The organism is Streptomyces sp. NP-1717, from assembly GCF_022695985.1.
Taxonomy (GTDB): domain Bacteria; phylum Actinomycetota; class Actinomycetes; order Streptomycetales; family Streptomycetaceae; genus Streptomyces.
This window is the reverse complement of the sequence record NZ_JAAPBF010000156.1, coordinates 1-16648: the sequence shown is the minus strand read 5'-3', so window position 1 is coordinate 16648 and position 16648 is coordinate 1. Positions and strand designations below refer to the sequence as shown.

The following is a 16648-nucleotide window of genomic DNA, read 5'->3' as shown; positions in this document are numbered from 1 at the left end:
CTCCCCGCATGTCACCGGCCAAGAAGCGCAAGCAGCGTGGTTACGACGTCGACAAGACCCGTGCCGCCGTCCTCACCCAGTTCGCGCACGTGCGCGACGCTGTCCTCGTTCTCACACCCGAGCAACTCGCCCGGCCCGCCGGGCTCGGGGACTGGACCGTGCGGGAGCTGATCGCGCACCTGAGCATGGGGGTCGAGAGCGTCAGCCGCGCGCTGGAGCAGCCCGCCCCGCCCGTGGTGGAGGTCGGCCTGCCCGGCTGGGCGTTCACCACCGCCGCCGTGGCCGCGCCCATCTCGGACGACGTCAAGGCGTACGCCGCCTCCGCCGAACCCGCCGAGCTGTTCGAGCGCACCGCCGGGCGGATCACCGCGCTGCTGCCGGACGCCGCGGCCGACCGGCTGATCGGCGTCCGGGTCGGCGCGATGCGGCTCGGCGACTTCCTGGTCACCCGCACCGTCGAACTCGTCGTCCACACCGACGATCTGAACCGCGCCGCAGGGCTCGACATCCCCTTCGACCGGCAGGCACTCGCCACCTGCACCCGGCTGCTCGCCGACGCGCTCGCGGAGAAGGCGCCCGGCGCGTCGACGGAGGTGCGGATCCCGCCGTACGCCGTCGTTCAGTGCGTGCAGGGCCCCCGGCACACCCGCGGCACCCCGCCGAATGTCGTCGAGACGGACCCCCTCACCTGGCTGCGGCTGGCCACGGGACGTACGACCTGGGCCCAGGCGCTGGCATCGGCGCAGGTCAGCGCCAGCGGCGAGCGCGCGGATCTCGCCGCCCTGCTGCCGGTCATGAGCTGACAGGGAACCGGACCCGTGGCTGTCTCGTCCCACCGGTATGCGGAAACAGCCAGTGACCATCGTCACCGCCCTCACGACCCTGTCCCTCCTCGCCCTCGCCGGGTGCGGCACGGAATCCGGCAGAGAGTCCGAGGGGGCGGCCGAGGCCGGCAGCGCGGTGCAGTCCGATCTGCCCCTGACCGACGTGCGCTGGAGCATCGAGAGCCTCAGCGTCGACGGCAAGAAGACCGCGGCGCCCGCCGGGGCCAGCGTGGAGATCGACTCCAAGGGCAAGGTCGACGCCCGGACCGGGTGCAACTCCATCGGCGCCAAGGCGACCATCGACGGTGACACGATCACTCTCGGTGAGAAGCGGACGACGCTCATCGCCTGCCCCGAGGAGCTCGCCGCTTTCGAGAAGGCGCTCAACGGCGCCTTCGAGGGCAAGCTCAAGGCCAAGGTCGAGGACAAGAAGCTCACCCTCACCAGCGCCGCGGGCGACACCATCGCCATGTCCGCCGAGAAGCCGGCCCCGCTCGTGGGTACGGGGTGGAGCGTCACCAGCCTCGTGTCCGACGGGACGGCCGGCTCACTGCCCAAGGACAAGAAGGGCGAGACCGGGAAGGCGACGCTCACCTTCGCCAAGGACGGCACCGTGAGCGGCAGCCTCGGCTGCAACACGTTCTCGGCGACCGCGAAGACCACGGACTCCACGATCACCTTCGGGCCCCTCAAGTCCACCAAGAGGCTGTGCCCGGAGCCGGGAATGTCCCTGGAGCGCGAGCTCATGAAGGTGCTCGACGGGAAGGTGACGTATGAGGTGCACCACCGTGAGCTGACCCTCAAGACGGCCGACGGCACCGGTTTCGGCGCCGCCGCCGGCACCCCCGCGAAGTAGTACCGGCGCGTTCCCCCTGGTGAGCGGGGGCCCGTCAGTCCGGGCCGGTGGCGACACGCCGCCGGCCCGCTTCGCCGTCCACCTCACGGCCCACTTCCGTACCGCATTCGGACCAGCGCTCGATCTCGCCTACACTCGGTGGCGTGCCTCGTGGTGATGGACGACTCAACCACGACCTCCTCCCTGGCGAGAAGGGCCCTCAGGACGCCTGCGGCGTCTTCGGAGTCTGGGCCCCCGGTGAAGAGGTCGCCAAGCTCACCTACTTCGGACTGTATGCACTGCAACACCGTGGACAGGAGTCCGCGGGCATCGCAGTGAGCAACGGCTCCCAGATCCTTGTGTTCAAGGACATGGGCCTTGTCTCACAGGTCTTCGACGAAACTTCCCTCGGCTCCCTCCAGGGCCATATCGCCGTGGGTCACGCCCGGTACTCCACCACCGGAGCCTCGGTGTGGGAGAACGCGCAGCCGACCTTCCGGGCGACCGCGCACGGCTCCATCGCGCTCGGCCACAACGGCAACCTGGTCAATACGGCCGAGCTGGCCGAGCTGGTCGCCGACCTCCCCAAGGAGAACGGCCGCACGACCCGCGTCGCCGCCACCAACGACACCGATCTGATCACGGCGCTCCTCGCCGGACAGACGGACGACGACGGCAAGCCCCTCACCGTCGAACAGGCCGCCCCGCAGGTCCTGCGGAACGCCAAGGGCGCCTTCTCGCTCGTCTTCATGGACGAGCACACCCTGTACGCGGCCCGCGACCCGCAGGGCATCCGCCCGCTGGTCCTCGGCAGGCTGGAGCGCGGCTGGGTCGTGGCGTCCGAGAGCGCGGCGCTCGACATCTGCGGCGCCTCCTACGTCCGGGAGATCGAGCCCGGCGAGCTGATCGCCATCGACGAGAACGGCCTGCGCACCTCGCGATTCGCTGAAGCGAAGCCCAAGGGCTGTGTCTTCGAGTACGTGTACCTGGCCCGCCCCGACACCGACATCGCCGGCCGGAACGTCTACCTCTCCCGGGTGGAGATGGGCCGCAAACTCGCGCAGGAAGCGCCCGCCGACGCCGATCTCGTCATAGCGACGCCGGAGTCCGGTACGCCCGCCGCGATCGGCTACGCCGAGGAGAGCGGCATCCCGTACGGCTCGGGACTCGTGAAGAACGCGTACGTGGGCAGGACCTTCATCCAGCCCTCCCAGACGATCCGCCAACTGGGCATCCGTCTGAAGCTCAATCCTCTTAAAGAGGTCATCAGGGGCAAGCGCCTGGTGGTCGTCGACGACTCGATCGTCCGCGGCAACACCCAGCGCGCCCTGGTCAAGATGCTCCGCGAGGCCGGCGCGGCCGAGGTCCACATCCGGATCTCGTCCCCGCCCGTGAAGTGGCCGTGCTTCTTCGGCATCGACTTCGCGACCCGCGCGGAGCTGATCGCCAACGGCATGTCCATCGAGGAGATCGGCACGTCACTGGGCGCCGACTCGCTCGCGTACATCTCCATCGACGGCATGATCGAGGCGACGACCATCGCCAAGCCGAACCTCTGCCGCGCCTGCTTCGACGGCGAGTACCCGATGGACCTGCCCGATCCGGAACTCCTCGGCAAGCAGCTGCTGGAGACCGAGCTGGCGGGCGGCGCCGATGCCGCCGACGCGCTCAGGCGGCCCTGACACCGGCCGTGAGCGCCCGGGAACGTGCCCGTACGGCCCGCCGCGACCCTCCTATCGGTCGCGGCGGCCCGAAGTCACGTCCCGACCCCAAGGACCCGACCGAATCTCCGCAGCAATGACACGAAAGCTCCCCGCCATGCCAGCTGAATCCTCCGGTGCCTCCTACGCCGCCGCGGGCGTCGACATCGAGGCCGGCGACCGCGCCGTCGAGCTGATGAAGGAGTGGGTGAAGAAGACCCAGCGCCCCGAGACCGTCGGCGGCCTCGGCGGCTTCGCCGGCCTCTTCGACGCCTCCGCGCTCAAGCGCTACGAGCGCCCGCTGCTCGCCTCCGCCACCGACGGCGTGGGGACGAAGGTCGACCTGGCGCGCAAGATGGGCGTCTACGACACGATCGGCCACGACCTCGTGGGCATGGTCGTCGACGACCTGGTGGTCTGCGGCGCCGAACCGCTGTTCATGACCGACTACATCTGCGTCGGCAAGGTCTTCCCCGAGCGGGTCGCGGCCATCGTCAAGGGCATCGCCGAGGGCTGTGTACTGGCCGGCTGTGCCCTCGTGGGCGGCGAGACCGCCGAGCACCCCGGCCTCCTCGGCGAGGACGACTTCGACGTCGCCGGCGCCGGTACGGGTGTGGTCGAGGCCGACCGGCTGCTGGGCGCGGATCGTATCCGTACGGGTGACGTCGTGATCGCGATGGCGTCCTCCGGGCTTCACTCCAACGGGTACTCACTTGTCCGGCACGTCGTGTTCGACCGGCTCGGCTGGTCGCTGGAGCGCGAGGTCGAGGAGTTCGGCCGCACGCTCGGCGCGGAGCTGCTGGAGCCCACCAAGATCTACTCGCTGGACTGCCTGGCCCTGACCAGGACCGCCGAGGTGCACGCTTTCAGCCACATCACGGGCGGCGGTCTTGCCAACAACCTGGCGCGGGTCGTCCCCGACCATCTGCACGCGACGGTGGACCGTTCGACGTGGGCGCCGGGCGCCGTCTTCGACCTGATCGGCTCGGCGGGTCAGGTGGAGCGCACGGAGCTGGAGAAGACGCTCAACATGGGCGTCGGCATGATCGCCGTCGTCCCCGAGGAGTCGGTGGACACGGCGCTCACCACGCTCGCCGACCGGGGCGTGGACGCCTGGGTGGCCGGCGGCATCGTGGACCGGCAGAGCGGCACGTCCACGGGCGCGGCGCTGACCGGGGACTATGCGAGCTAGCGAGTGCACGGTGCCGACGGGGCACCGATGTCATGGTGAAACCCGGTCCGGGGGTCCCGGACCGGGTCACATGAGTGATTTCTTTTTGAGGTGTACGTACGTCAAGCGCCGCGACGCTGTTGTGACGACGGGCCGGACTCCTCGTCCTCGTCGTCGTCGTTGTACAGCTCCGCGTACTGTGCGTACGGGTCATCTTCCTCGTCGTCATCCTCGAACGGCTCAGCGTTCGGCGGTTGACTCGAAGGCGATGCGCCCAGCTCGTTGGCCAGACGCGACAGGTCTGTCCCGCCGCTGTTGTACTTCAGCTGGCGGGCGACCTTTGTCTGCTTGGCCTTGGCCCGGCCGCGCCCCATGGCTCGACCCCCTCGGTGACGGGGCTCCACGGCCCCAGAGTCTTGACACGCGTTCATGTTTCAGAACGAGCTCTCCGCAGAGAGACCCGTCCTTAGGACTTCAACGGTACCTGCTTCCGCGGCCATACGGTACGCCGCCCGCATGACGCGCCTCGGCGCGGGACCGGCGGGAACGGGTGTCCCCGCTGGTCAGCTGCGATTTTAACCTCTTCTGGAGGGGCGACCCGCCGACCGGGGTGAGTCTCGTCTCCCCCGGGGCCGCGCGGTGGCTCCGCGCGGCCGGCCGCCCCCGCCGGACGTCAGCGGAGGCGGGCCTCCGAGATGCGCTGCTCGGCGATCCTGTCGGCGGCGGCGGCCGGCGGAATCCCGTCGTCCTTCGCACGTGCGAATATTGAAAGCGTGGTGTCGTAGATCTTCGCGGCCTTCGCCCGGCACCGCTCGAAGTCGAATCCGTGCAGTTCGTCGGCGACCTGGATCACCCCGCCCGCGTTCACCACGTAGTCCGGCGCGTAGAGGATGCCGCGGTCGGCGAGATCCTTCTCGACACCGGGGTGCGAGAGCTGGTTGTTGGCCGCCCCGCACACCACCTTCGCGGTCATGACCGGCACGGAGTCGTCGTTCAGCGCCCCGCCGAGCGCGCACGGCGCGTAGACGTCCAGGCCCTCGGAGCGGATCAGCGCGTCGGTGTCGGCGGCCACGGCGACCTCGGGGTGCCGCTCGGTGATCCGGAGCACGGACTCGTCCCGTACGTCGGTGATCACGACGGAGGCGCCGTCCTGGAGCAGGTGCTCGACCAGGTGGCGCCCGACCTTGCCGACGCCCGCGATACCGACCTTGCGGCCGCGCAGCGACGGGTCGCCCCACAGGTGCCGGGCACTGGCGCGCATCCCCTGGTAGACACCGAAGGCCGTCAGTACGGAGGAGTCGCCGGCGCCGCCGTTCTCGGGCGAGCGGCCGGTCGTCCAGCGGCACTCACGGGCGACGACGTCCATGTCGGCGACGTACGTACCGACGTCGCAGGCCGTCACGTAGCGGCCACCGAGGGAGGCCACGAACCGGCCGTACGCCAGCAGCAGCTCGTCCGACTTGATCTGCTCGGGGTCGCCGATGATCACGGCCTTGCCGCCGCCGTGGTCGAGACCGGCCATGGCGTTCTTGTACGACATCCCCCGCGACAGGTTCAGCGCGTCGGCGACGGCTTCCTCCTCGGAGGCGTACGGGTAGAAACGGGTGCCGCCCAGGGCGGGGCCCAGGGCGGTGGAGTGCAGGGCGATGACTGCCTTGAGCCCGCTGGCGCGGTCCTGGCAGAGCACGACCTGTTCGTGGCCACCCTGCTCGGAGTGGAACAGGGTGTGCAGTACATCTGCGGTTGCGACAGGGGCTCCGGTCACATCGGTCACGGTGGTGACTCCCAAGTACGAAGCGGTGAGTAGACCCTCCTGGGGGTGGGGAGGGACTGTTTGCGCATGAGGGTAAGTCCTACCGCGACGTAGATCCGACGCAGTGCCGAGGATCACCCTCCCGAGGGGTACGGGCATGGGACGATTCGGCGCATGCCAGCGGTGTCCGCACTCCTTGTCCCTTACGCCTCCTACCTGCGCGTGTACGAGCCCCTGGCGGCTTTTCCCGAGCCGGAGAGAAGCCACTGGGCGCGTTACGCCGCCCGGGAGCGTACGCCCACCGCGCAGGACGAACTCCGGCGCTCCCTGGCCGACTTGCTGCCCACGCCGCCCGTCCCGGTGCCCGTCCACGAGAGCGCCGACGCGTTCGTCACGGAGGTCGACGGCATCGTGTGCGTCTGCCCGTGGCGCACCCGGCTGCGCGGCTGGCTGGCCCTGGAGTCACTGGTCGACACCCTGCCGGAGCCGCTGCTCGACGCGGTGCTGCCGCCGGTGGTGCGCGGTCAGGCGGCGGCGGACTTCGAACAGTGGCGCGAGCGCAATCCGGACGCCCGGCCGTGGATCAGGACGGCGGTCTGGCAGGTGCCCGTGCGCTGGTTCACGCTCTTCGCCGACGACGAGCGCGAGTACCGGGCGCAGGAGACCGACGGCACGGCGCCCGCCCTGCGCTACCGGACCCCGATGGTGCAGGCGCGCCGCCGGCTGGCGCGGGCGCTGAAGGCACTGCGGGAGTCGGTCGACGAGGGGCCGCTCATCGAGGGCCTCATAGACGTGGGGCGGTGGCTGGAGGAGTTCCACCCCCGCTCGCTGGTCGAGCTGGACTACGGGGGGCTGGTGCACGCGCTGACCGGACCGCAGCTCGCCGACGACCGCTCGGCGGCGGACGTGGCGGCCGGGATCGCCGCGCTGCGGGCCGGCGACGGCGAGGCGGCGGGCGAGGCGTACGAACGGCTGGCGGAGCGCTGGCGGGCGGTCAGGGACCGTCAGTTCGCCAACTGAGGGCGGACCCGGGCCACCTGAGATGATCACCGTACGGACCGCGCGTTCCGCGTCGTGGGACCAAGGCCTCTATCCGGTCGCTAAGCCTTAAGGGTGACGGACCGCACTTACGGGGCTCTTGCGCCCATCACCCACCCTCGTGTCAAAATAGGACAAGGAGTCCGGAGAGGGCTCCTTCCGTCCGAGTGTGGGCGGAATGCTCGTCATTGCGCTCTATAGGGGGTCTGGTGACTCCTGATTGCTCCTGTGACTGATCGTCACTGCGGCGTAACTGTCCGCTATGGCATGGTCCATCGGCTTCCGTCGTTGATGAACACCTGAGAGGGCAATTCCATCGGTTTGGCCGACGAGGCTGGACGGATGGTGTAGTTGTAGTGCCGAGGACAAGCCGTTCGTCCTATAACCGACTCGGCCCGCGTCTGCCATTTCGGGCAACGTGGGTCAAGGTGCAGAATTTAGAGGAAAGAACCGAGATGGTTCGGTTCTCCCGAGGAGGCCGCTCATGACCGCTCGCACCCCTGATGCCGAGCCGCTGCTGACGCCGGCTGAGGTTGCCACGATGTTCCGCGTGGACCCGAAGACGGTCACACGCTGGGCAAAGGCGGGCAAGCTCACGTCCATCCGCACGCTCGGTGGGCATCGCCGGTATCGCGAGGCAGAGGTCCGCGCACTGCTCGCGGGTATTCCGCAGCAGCGCAGCGAGGCCTGAAAGCCTCGCCAGGGCACAACTGGCAACCAATCAACCCAACTGGACACCCGGGTCCCCAATCCGGTCGTCCCGCTTCATAGCTCCACATTGATCCACATAGCTTCATAACGTTCCACACGACGGGCACCTGCCCCAACAGGTCCCACGCCCCCGCGACATGGGGCAAGTCACTTCGATCGCGCTGGACTCCGCCGGGTCCAGCGCGATCTTTTTTGTGCTGTGGAGGGGGAGTTGGGGTGATGTCGGGCCGGTGTGGGCACGGGTCCCGCGGTCGAGGGGGAGTGCTTACGGAGAGGTGCAATTGCACATACTAAATTCGCGCCTTGTATGTGAGGTGTAAGCGCAGCCGTTCCGGAAATGTGAGCGGTGACACCCGTCACAGTGCGAACCACTTGCCAACTCCCGCCGCAGCGCCTATTGGGGGTCGGTGTCCGCCTCCGGTGTGCTGTTCGGCACGGAGCCGTCGCTCGTCCCCCCGGCCCCGCCGGCGTCCGCGGCCGCGGGTGCCACAGGCTCCATGGCGAGCCGCTGGAGGCGATGACAGACCGCACAGTGCCGTGTGAGATGCCGATAGCCCGTCGCGGCCGCCAGATGGGCGCGCAGGAGTGCGCGGGTCTCGTGTTTCGCCACCGATGCCGCCATGCGCGCCACCCCCCGGTACGGGGCCCCGCTCTGCCAAGGAAGGGCCCCTCCTGATGGCTTACCCGCGCCGCGGAGGACCGTCAACCCAACACGCGGCAATGGGGCCCGTGTCGGGGCACAACGACGAAACCCGCATCCGGGGGATGCGGGTTTCGTACATGCGGTCCTGACGGGATTTGCTGTGCCCGATCGCGGCTCCGCCGCGGGCGCGGCCTCGGACCGTCGGCCCGGCACAACGACGAAACCCGCATCCGAGGGATGCGGGCTCCGTTACTGCTGTGCGGTCCTGACGGGATTTGAACCCGCGGCCTCCACCTTGACAGGGTGGCGAGCACTCCAAACTGCTCCACAGGACCAGAATTCGCTGCTCCGGTGCGGTTTCCACCGGCGGCTGCGAAGTCAGACTGTACAGCAGGTCGGAGGGTGCGGTCGAACCGGATCGATGCCCCCGGGGGGCTACGGCACCGCCGCGTCGATCGCCTTCACGATCCGCTTGTCGGACACCGGCTGTGCCGTGCCCAGCGCGTGCGCGAAGTAGCTCACCCGCAGCTCCTCGATCAGCCAGCGGATGTCCAGCGCCTGCCGGGGCACCGGCAGCCCGCGCGGGAACTGTTCGAGCAGCCACGCGTACTCGTCGCGCATCTCGTTGACCTTCTCCATGCGCGTGGTGTCGCGCTGGACGTTCGTCGGCATCTGCTGCAGCCTGCGGTCCGCCGCGACCAGGTAGCGCATCAGGTCGGGCAGTCTGCGCAGACCGGTACGGGTCACGAAGCCCGCCGGCATCAGCTCCGCGAGCTGGTCCTTCACGTCCTGGACGTTGTTGATCAGGACCAGGCTGTTCGTCGTCTTCAGACGCCGCTCACAGGCCTGCCAGGCGGCCAGGATCTGCTCGACCTGCCCGATGGTGCGCACGGTCACATCGACCAGGTCGGCGCGGACCAGCTCGTACAGCTTGCGGAACGACTCCTCGTCCCACGCCGGTCCTCCGTGCTCGGCGATCAGCCGGTCCGCCGCGGCCGTGGCGCAGTCCTCGAACAGCGCCTGGACCGAGCCGTGCGGATTACGGGACAGGGCCAGCTTCTGCTTGTTGGTGAGGGTGTCCGAGGCGAACTTCGCCGGATTGACGGGGATGTTGAGCAGGATCAGCCGCCGGGTCCCCTGCCACATCGCCTGCTGCTGCTCGGCCTCCGTGTCGTAGAGCCGTACGGCCACGGTCGCGCCCTGGTCGACCAGCGCCGGGTACGCCTTGACCGGCTGGCCGGCCCGCCGGGTCTCGAAGGTGCGGACAAGCGTGCCGATCGTCCAGCCGGTGAGGCCGGAGCGCTCCACCGACTCGCCCGTGGGCCCCGCGACCGCCGCCGCGGCCTGCGAGAGCGCCTTGCGGGCCTTGGGCCGCAGCGCGATCCGCAGCGCCTCCAGGTCCTTGTCCTCGGCGATCTTGCGGCGCCGCTCGTCGACGATCCGGAAGGTGATCTTGAGATGGTCCGGCACCCGGCCGGGATCGAAGTCGTCCGCCGTGACGGGCACACCCACCATCCGCTGGAGCTCGCGCGCCAGCGTCACGGGCAGCGGCTCCTGAAGAGGCACCGCCCGCTCCAGGAACTTGCCCGCGTAGTTCGGCGCCGGGACGTAGTGGCGGCGGATCGGCTTCGGCAGGGAGCGGATCAGCTCCACCACCACCTCCTCGCGCAGCCCCGGGATCTGCCAGTCGAACCCCTCGGACGTGACCTGGTTGAGCACCTGGAGCGGTACGTGCACGGTCACGCCGTCCGCGTCGGCCCCCGGCTCGAACTGGTACGTCACCCGGAACTTGAGCCGTCCCTGGCGCCAGGAGTCCGGATAGTCGTCCTTCGTGACGGCGCCCGCCGCCTCGTTGATGAGCATCGAGCGCTCGAAGTCGAGGAGTTCGGGCTCCTCCTTGCGCTTGTGCTTCCACCACGAGTCGAAGTGCGCGCCCGAGACCACATGGTCGGGCACCCGGCCGTCGTAGAAGTCGAACAGCGTCTCGTCGTCCACGAGGATGTCGCGGCGCCGCGCACGGTGCTCCAACTCCTCGACCTCGCCAAGAAGTTTGCGATTGTCATGGAAAAACTGATGGTGCGTCCGCCAGTCGCCCTCGACGAGCGCGTTGCGGATGAACAGGTCGCGCGAGGCCTCCGCGTCGATCCGGCCGAAGTTCACCTTGCGCCGCTCGACGATCGGTACGCCGTACAGCGTGACCTTCTCGTACGCCATCACGGCCGCCTGGTCCTTCTCCCAGTGCGGCTCGCTGTACGTGCGCTTGATCAGGTGCCCGGCCAGCGGTTCGATCCACTCGGGGTCGATCTTCGCGTTGACCCGCGCCCACAGCCGGGACGTCTCCACCAGCTCGGCGGACATGATGACGCGCGGCGGCTTCTTGAAGAGGGCGGAGCCCGGGAAGACCGCGAACTTCGCGTTGCGCGCGCCCACGTACTCGTTCTTCGCGCCCTCCTTCACGTCCTTCAGCCCGATGTGCGACAGCAGCCCGGAGAGCAGCGAGATGTGCACGGACTGGTCGGGGGCGGGGACGTCGTCGTGCTCGTCGCGCTCGTCGACCTTGATGCCCATCTGCTTGGCGACCGTGCGCAGTTGGGAGTAGATGTCCTGCCACTCACGGATCCGCAGGAAGTTCAGGTACTCCGCCTTGCACATCCGGCGGAAGGCGGAGGAGCCGCGCGCCTTCTGCTGCTCGCGGATGTAGCGCCACAGGTTCAGGAAGGCCAGGAAGTCGGAGGTCTCGTCCCGGAACCGGGCGTGCTGCTGGTCGGCCTGGGTCTGTTTCTCCGAGGGGCGCTCGCGCGGGTCCTGGATGGACAGCGCGGCGGCGATCACCATGACCTCGCGTACACAGCCGTTGCGCTCGGCCTCGATGACCATGCGCGCCAGGCGGGGGTCCACCGGCAACTGGGAGAGCTTGCGGCCGAGTTGGGTGAGCTGCTTGCGCGGGTCCTTCTGGGTGGCGTCGAACGCGCCCAGTTCCTGGAGGAGTTGGACACCGTCACGGATGTTGCGGTGGTCCGGCGGGTCGATGAAGGGGAACTTCTCGATCTCGCCGAGGCCGGCCGACGTCATCTGGAGGATGACGGAGGCCAGGTTCGTACGGAGGATCTCGGCGTCCGTGAACTCGGGCCGCGCCTCGAAGTCGTCCTCCGCGTACAGCCGGATGCAGATGCCGTCCGACGTACGGCCGCAGCGGCCCTTGCGCTGGTTGGCGCTGGCCTGCGAGATCCGCTCGATCGGCAGCCGCTGGACCTTGGTGCGGTGGGAGTAGCGGGAGATACGGGCGGTGCCGGGGTCGATCACGTACTTGATGCCCGGCACGGTCAGCGAGGTCTCGGCCACGTTCGTCGCCAGCACGATTCTGCGGGTCGCGCCGCCGCCGGGTCTCTGGAAGACACGGTGCTGCTCCGCGTGCGAGAGGCGGGCGTACAGGGGAAGCACCTCGGTGTGCCGGAGCTTGCGTTTGTCGAGCGCGTCGGCGGTGTCCCGGATCTCGCGCTCGCCGGAGAGGAAGACCAGGACGTCGCCGGGGCCCTCCGACTGGAGTTCGTCGACGGCGTCGCAGATCGCGGTGATCTGGTCGCGGTCGCCCTCGGCGCTGTCATCACTGTCCTCCAGGAGCGGGCGGTAGCGGACCTCGACCGGGAACGTACGGCCGGAGACCTCCACGATCGGGGCGTCGCCGAAGTGACGGGAGAAGCGCTCGGGGTCGATCGTCGCCGAGGTGATGACGACCTTCAGATCCGGGCGCCGGGGCAGGAGCTGGGCGAGATAGCCGAGCAGGAAGTCGATGTTGAGACTGCGCTCGTGGGCCTCGTCGATGATGATCGTGTCGTACGCGCGCAGATCGCGGTCCGACTGGATCTCGGCGAGCAGGATGCCGTCCGTCATGATCTTCACGAAGGTCGCATCCTGGTTCACCTGGTCGGTGAAGCGGACCTTCCAGCCGACGGCCTCGCCGAGCGGGGTCCTCAGCTCGTCCGCGACACGCTCGGCGACGGTACGGGCGGCGATCCGGCGGGGCTGCGTATGGCCGATCATGCCCCGGACGCCCCGGCCGAGTTCCATGCACATCTTGGGGATCTGGGTGGTCTTGCCCGAGCCCGTCTCACCGGCGACGATCACGACCTGGTGGTCGCGTATCGCCGACAGGATCACGTCCTTCTTCTGGCTGACGGGCAGTTGCTCCGGGTACGTGATCGCCGGCATCCGGGCCGCGCGGGCGCGCACACGCTCGGCCGACCTGCCGGCCTCGACCGCGATCTCGTCGAGAACGGCCTGCCGGGCTTCTGGCTTACGGATGCGCCGGACGCCTTCGAGGCGGCGGCCGAGGCGCTGCGAGTCGCGCAGCGACACCTCGGCAAGCAGGGACTGAAGGTCGGCGAGGGAAGTAGACATACCGAGCCCAGGGTCTCACCCTGGCCCGGCGAGTGGCGAACCTATTTCGCGGGTGGATCCCCCGGATAAGCCGAATCCCCTGCCGAAGTACTCGACAGGGGCGTCCGTGCGGAAGAAGAAGAGTGGCTGGGGCCGGGATCGAACCGGCGACCTATCGCTTTTCAGGCGATCGCTCGTACCAACTGAGCTACCCAGCCACGCGGCTCTCGCGAGCCACAGCGGTCCTGACGGGATTTGAACCCGCGGCCTCCACCTTGACAGGGTGGCGAGCACTCCAAACTGCTCCACAGGACCAAGCAATGTGCGAGACGAGTCTCGCACACGGTGTTGCGTGCCCCCAACGGGATTCGAACCCGTGCTACCGCCTTGAAAGGGCGGCGTCCTGGGCCACTAGACGATGAGGGCTAAGGGCCCGCCTGGGCGCTTGGCAGCGCGTCGGGGACGTGAGAAGCATATGGGATGCGGGGACCTATCGCCAAAACGGTTTACCGGAACGGCTTACCGGCCGGTTCACCGGTCGGGGGAGGGGCCCGCCGGGGCGGTCGGGGAGCGTGAACCGGACGCGGGCGCGGACGGTTCGTCCGAGCGGGATCCCGGAGGCGGTCCGGTCGGTGATCCGGTCGGTGATCCCGACGGCGCTCCGGAGGGCGACGGGTCCGTACCCGGTACGCCCGCCTCCTCCGGAAGATGGCGGCTGACCTCCGCCGTCGTCAGCCCCAGACCGCCCAGCGTGATCTCGTCCCACGCCTGGAGCCGCTTCGTCGAGCTGTCCAGATAGAGCAGCGAGGCCCGTACCTTCTCCGGCTCGTCGTTCTGGACCGCGCGCAGCCCGCCGCCGCCCGTCGAGCCCTCGATCTTCAGCCGCGTACCGAACGGCATGATCTCGGTCTTGCGCTGGTGGACATGGCCGGCCAGCACGAGCGGGACGGTGCCGTCCGTCTCCCTGGCCGCCGTCGGGTTGTGCGCGACGGCGATGTCCACCGGGGTGCCCGCCCGCTCCTGGTCGCGGATGGCCGACGCGAGCCGTACGCCCGCCATCTCCTCGGCCGGGTCGCCGCCCCTGGCCAGCGAGCGGTCGGGGGTGAACTGCGGGTCGCCCGTGCCCGCCACCCGGATCCCGGCGACGGTGACGGCGCGGCCGTTGTCGAGGACGTGGACGTTCTTCATGCCGGACAGGTACTTCTGGGTGTCGGCCGAGTCGTGGTTGCCGCGCACCCAGACGTACGGCGCGCCGAGGTCGGGGATCGGGTCGAGGAAGCTGTTCTCGGCGGCGGAGCCGTGGTCCATGGTGTCGCCGGAGTCGATGATCAGGTCGATCTTGTACTGCTCCACGAGCGAGCCGATGATGTGCCAGGCGGCCGGGTTGAGATGGATGTCGGAGACCTGGAGGACCCGCAGGGTGCCGGGGTCGGGCTGGTACGAGGGCAGGGTCGACGTCGCGTCGTACAGCTTGGTCACGTTCGTGACGAGCCGCGCCAACTCCTTCTGGTAGACGTCGAATTCGGTGACGATCGAGCGCGCGCTGCCGACGACCTGCGGGGCCGAGGAGAGCAGCCCGGAGAAGCGGGGCTCCAGCACGGACTTCGGGTTCCAGGTCGCGAACGCGGTGACACCGGCCGCGCTCAGCAGCACGAGCGCGAGGCCGCCGGCGGCCAGCGCGCGGCGGGGGCGGCGGTAGACGGCCAGACCGAGGGCGGTGGCGCCTGAGACGACGGCGACACAGGACCGTACGGCCAGCTCCGTCGTCCCGGCCGCGACGTCCTCGCCGACCTCGCCCTGGAGTCCGGCGAGGCGTTCGGGGTGCTCGACGAGAGCCTGCGAGCGGACCGGGTCGAGCTGGTCGACATCCACGTCGAGACGGATCGGGGCCGTGTGGGAGTCGAGTTCGAGCGCGCCCAGAGGCGAGACATTGATCTTCGTGCCGCCGGTGAGGGAGGGCCGCAGGGTCATCTTCGTGTCCATGGGGCCGACCGGCGTCCGCACACTGCCCACGACCAGCAGTCCGAGCCAGGCGCCGAGCAGGACGACGGCGACGAGACCGAGCGCGCGGGTGTAGGGGTGCGGGGAGCTGACGAGGGCGCTGGTCGGTCCTTCGCCGCGGGAGCGGTAGTGCCCCCGGATTCGGCTGAGCGCGGTGATCGCGGTATGGAACGGGACACGGCGTACGTCGCGGGCCATTGGGCCCGTATGCCCGGAGCGATGAGCGATCATGCGTGGGCACCGCCTTTCCCCGATCTTGGCGACCTGCGTGACAATGGCCGGGTGCTGGAGATGACGCGCGAGGAGTTCGAGGAACTGGTGGCCGAGGCGCTGGACCGCGTTCCGCCGGAGCTTATGCGGCTGATGGACAACGTCGCGGTATTCGTGGAGGACGAGCCGGATCCCGCTGCCGCGAAGGAGTCGGGCGAGGAGTTCGACCCCGATCTGCTCGGTCTCTACGAGGGGACTCCGCTGACCGATCGCGGCGAGTGGTACGCGGGGGTGCTGCCGGACCGGATCACGATCTACCGGGGGCCGACGCTGCGGATGTGCGAGACCCGCGAGGACGTGGTCGCCGAGACGGAGATCACGGTGGTGCACGAGATCGCGCACCACTTCGGGATCGACGACGAGCGGCTGCACGAGCTGGGGTACGGGTGAGCGGGGGGCCGCGCGACCTGCCCCTGGAGCCGGTCGACCCCGATGTCGATCTGCGGCTGCCCGGCCAGCGCGCCGAGACGGCCGGGCACCGGCTCTGGCAGGTGCTGGCCGTCATCTCCGCGGGCGGCGCGGCGGGCGCGACGGCGCGGTACGGCGCCGAGCGGCTGTGGCCCACCGCCGACGGCGCCTTCCCGTGGACGACGTTCCTGGTGAACGTCGTGGGCTGCGGGCTGATCGGTGTCCTCATGGTGCTGGTCGCCGAGGGCGGCTGGTCGGCGCATCCGCTGCTGCGGCCGTTCCTCGGGGTGGGCGTGCTGGGCGGCTTCACGACGTTCTCGACGTACACGCTGGACTTCCTGCGGCTGGTGCGGCACGGGCAGGCGCCGGCCGCGCTGGGGTACGCGGCCGTGACGCTCGTGGGCGCGATGGCGGCGGTCTGGCTCACGGCCACCGCGACGCGGCGCCTGGTGGGGCCGGTGGCGGGGCAGGGAGCGGCGCCGTGAACTGGCTGCTGGTCGTCGTGGGCGGGGCGATCGGCGCGCCGCTGCGCTATCTGACGGACCGTACGATGCAGACGTGGCACGAAACCCTGTTCCCCTGGGGGACGTTCGCCGTGAACGTGGCGGGGAGCCTGGTGCTGGGGCTGCTCGCCGGGGCGACGGTGTCTTCGGCGACATACGCCCTGGTGGGTACGGGACTGTGCGGGGCGCTCACGACGTACTCGACCTTCTCGTACGAGACGCTGCGGCTGGCCGAGCGCGGGAAGGGGCTGCTGGCCGGGGCGTACGTCTCGGCGTCGCTGCTGGTGGGCCTGGGCGCGGTGTGGGCGGGCTGGGAGCTGGGCGCGCGCTGAGGGGCCGTGGTGGCACGGGGCTGTGACGCAGTTGGGCCCTGGGGAGCGTGTCCCTGGTGGGGAAAAGGAAGTTGGACAGGGC

The 16648-nt window shown here is 69.5% G+C and carries 14 protein-coding genes and 4 tRNA genes; 9 read left to right on the top strand and 9 right to left on the bottom strand.

Translation table 11 applies throughout. From position 1 onward, the window contains the following. Nucleotides 1-8 precede the first annotated feature (8 nt). From GXP76_RS25400 to purM, 4 genes are all read left to right on the top strand, one after another. Entirely contained in the window at nt 9-803 is a 795-nt protein-coding gene (locus GXP76_RS25400; protein WP_242573918.1) for a maleylpyruvate isomerase family mycothiol-dependent enzyme, read from the top strand. Between the two features lie 52 nt (nt 804-855). Continuing rightward, the gene (locus GXP76_RS25395) at nt 856-1680 is read left to right on the top strand and encodes an META domain-containing protein (RefSeq protein WP_242573917.1); all 825 of its coding nucleotides are present in this window, start codon (nt 856-858) and stop codon (nt 1678-1680) included. Between the two features lie 143 nt (nt 1681-1823). Further along, nucleotides 1824-3341 (top strand): amidophosphoribosyltransferase, encoded by a 1518-nt coding sequence (purF, locus tag GXP76_RS25390; protein WP_242573916.1) that lies wholly within the window; start codon nt 1824-1826, stop codon nt 3339-3341. A 136-nt stretch (nt 3342-3477) separates the two neighbouring features. Next, nucleotides 3478-4551, top strand: a complete 1074-nt coding sequence (purM, locus tag GXP76_RS25385; RefSeq protein WP_242573915.1) for a phosphoribosylformylglycinamidine cyclo-ligase — start codon at nt 3478-3480, stop codon at nt 4549-4551. A 101-nt stretch (nt 4552-4652) separates the two neighbouring features. Here the strand turns inward: purM and GXP76_RS25380 are convergent, their stop codons facing one another. After that, nucleotides 4653-4904, bottom strand: a complete 252-nt coding sequence (locus GXP76_RS25380; protein WP_242573914.1) for a DUF3073 domain-containing protein — start codon at nt 4902-4904, stop codon at nt 4653-4655. A gap of 299 nt (nt 4905-5203) precedes the next feature. After that, the gene (locus GXP76_RS25375; RefSeq protein ID WP_242573913.1) at nt 5204-6304 is read right to left on the bottom strand and encodes a Glu/Leu/Phe/Val dehydrogenase dimerization domain-containing protein; all 1101 of its coding nucleotides are present in this window, start codon (nt 6302-6304) and stop codon (nt 5204-5206) included. Between the two features lie 153 nt (nt 6305-6457). On the opposite strand from GXP76_RS25375, the gene GXP76_RS25370 reads away from it, so the two are divergent. Then, nucleotides 6458-7303 (top strand): hypothetical protein, encoded by an 846-nt coding sequence (locus GXP76_RS25370; protein WP_242573912.1) that lies wholly within the window; start codon nt 6458-6460, stop codon nt 7301-7303. Between the two features lie 502 nt (nt 7304-7805). Continuing rightward, a complete protein-coding gene (gene bldC, locus GXP76_RS25365; protein ID WP_003949541.1) occupies nt 7806-8012 on the top strand; it encodes a developmental transcriptional regulator BldC in 207 nt (68 codons plus the stop codon). Between the two features lie 414 nt (nt 8013-8426). Here bldC and GXP76_RS25360 read toward each other — a convergent pair whose 3' ends face one another. From GXP76_RS25360 to GXP76_RS25330, 7 genes are all read right to left on the bottom strand, one after another. Next, nucleotides 8427-8654 (bottom strand): DUF6274 family protein, encoded by a 228-nt coding sequence (locus GXP76_RS25360; protein WP_242573911.1) that lies wholly within the window; start codon nt 8652-8654, stop codon nt 8427-8429. Nucleotides 8655-8935: 281 nt separating this feature from the next. Beyond that, nucleotides 8936-9010: transfer RNA gene (locus GXP76_RS25355), tRNA-Asp, on the bottom strand. Between the two features lie 100 nt (nt 9011-9110). Further along, nucleotides 9111-13073, bottom strand: coding sequence for an ATP-dependent RNA helicase HrpA (gene hrpA / locus GXP76_RS25350; RefSeq protein ID WP_242573910.1), 3963 nt, complete (start codon nt 13071-13073; stop codon nt 9111-9113). A 123-nt stretch (nt 13074-13196) separates the two neighbouring features. After that, nucleotides 13197-13270: transfer RNA gene (locus tag GXP76_RS25345), tRNA-Phe, on the bottom strand. A 22-nt stretch (nt 13271-13292) separates the two neighbouring features. Next, nucleotides 13293-13367: transfer RNA gene (locus tag GXP76_RS25340), tRNA-Asp, on the bottom strand. 38 nt (nt 13368-13405) lie between these two features. Then, a tRNA-Glu gene (locus GXP76_RS25335) sits at nt 13406-13478 on the bottom strand. A 105-nt stretch (nt 13479-13583) separates the two neighbouring features. Continuing rightward, the gene (locus tag GXP76_RS25330; RefSeq protein WP_242573909.1) at nt 13584-15251 is read right to left on the bottom strand and encodes a metallophosphoesterase; all 1668 of its coding nucleotides are present in this window, start codon (nt 15249-15251) and stop codon (nt 13584-13586) included. Nucleotides 15252-15335: 84 nt separating this feature from the next. On the opposite strand from GXP76_RS25330, the gene GXP76_RS25325 reads away from it, so the two are divergent. Genes GXP76_RS25325 through crcB form a run of 3 tightly spaced genes read left to right on the top strand, consistent with a single transcriptional unit; the run spans nt 15336 to nt 16566 of the window. Further along, nucleotides 15336-15713, top strand: a complete 378-nt coding sequence (locus tag GXP76_RS25325) for a metallopeptidase family protein (protein ID WP_187280349.1) — start codon at nt 15336-15338, stop codon at nt 15711-15713. Further along, complete coding sequence (locus GXP76_RS25320) at nt 15710-16216, top strand: CrcB family protein (RefSeq protein WP_242573908.1); 507 nt, start codon at nt 15710-15712, stop codon at nt 16214-16216. The genes GXP76_RS25325 and GXP76_RS25320 overlap by 4 nt, the downstream gene beginning before the upstream one ends. Further along, nucleotides 16213-16566 carry a fluoride efflux transporter CrcB gene (crcB, locus tag GXP76_RS25315; protein WP_242573907.1) on the top strand — a complete coding sequence of 118 codons (354 nt, stop codon included), beginning with the start codon at nt 16213-16215 and terminating at the stop codon, nt 16564-16566. The genes GXP76_RS25320 and crcB overlap by 4 nt, the downstream gene beginning before the upstream one ends. Nucleotides 16567-16648 lie beyond the last annotated feature (82 nt).

What these genes read in the sequence shown, in the direction of transcription:
- GXP76_RS25400 (WP_242573918.1), top strand. Translation starts at nt 9, where the DNA reads ATGTCACCGGCCAAGAAGCGCAAGCAGCGTGGTTACGACGTCGACAAG.
- purM (WP_242573915.1), top strand. Translation starts at nt 3,478, where the DNA reads ATGCCAGCTGAATCCTCCGGTGCCTCCTACGCCGCCGCGGGCGTCGAC.
- GXP76_RS25380 (WP_242573914.1), bottom strand. Translation starts at nt 4,904, where the DNA reads ATGGGGCGCGGCCGGGCCAAGGCCAAGCAGACAAAGGTCGCCCGCCAG.
- GXP76_RS25370 (WP_242573912.1), top strand. Translation starts at nt 6,458, where the DNA reads ATGCCAGCGGTGTCCGCACTCCTTGTCCCTTACGCCTCCTACCTGCGC.
- bldC (WP_003949541.1), top strand. Translation starts at nt 7,806, where the DNA reads ATGACCGCTCGCACCCCTGATGCCGAGCCGCTGCTGACGCCGGCTGAG.
- GXP76_RS25360 (WP_242573911.1), bottom strand. Translation starts at nt 8,654, where the DNA reads ATGGCGGCATCGGTGGCGAAACACGAGACCCGCGCACTCCTGCGCGCC.
- hrpA (WP_242573910.1), bottom strand. Translation starts at nt 13,073, where the DNA reads ATGTCTACTTCCCTCGCCGACCTTCAGTCCCTGCTTGCCGAGGTGTCG.
- GXP76_RS25330 (WP_242573909.1), bottom strand. Translation starts at nt 15,251, where the DNA reads ATGGCCCGCGACGTACGCCGTGTCCCGTTCCATACCGCGATCACCGCG.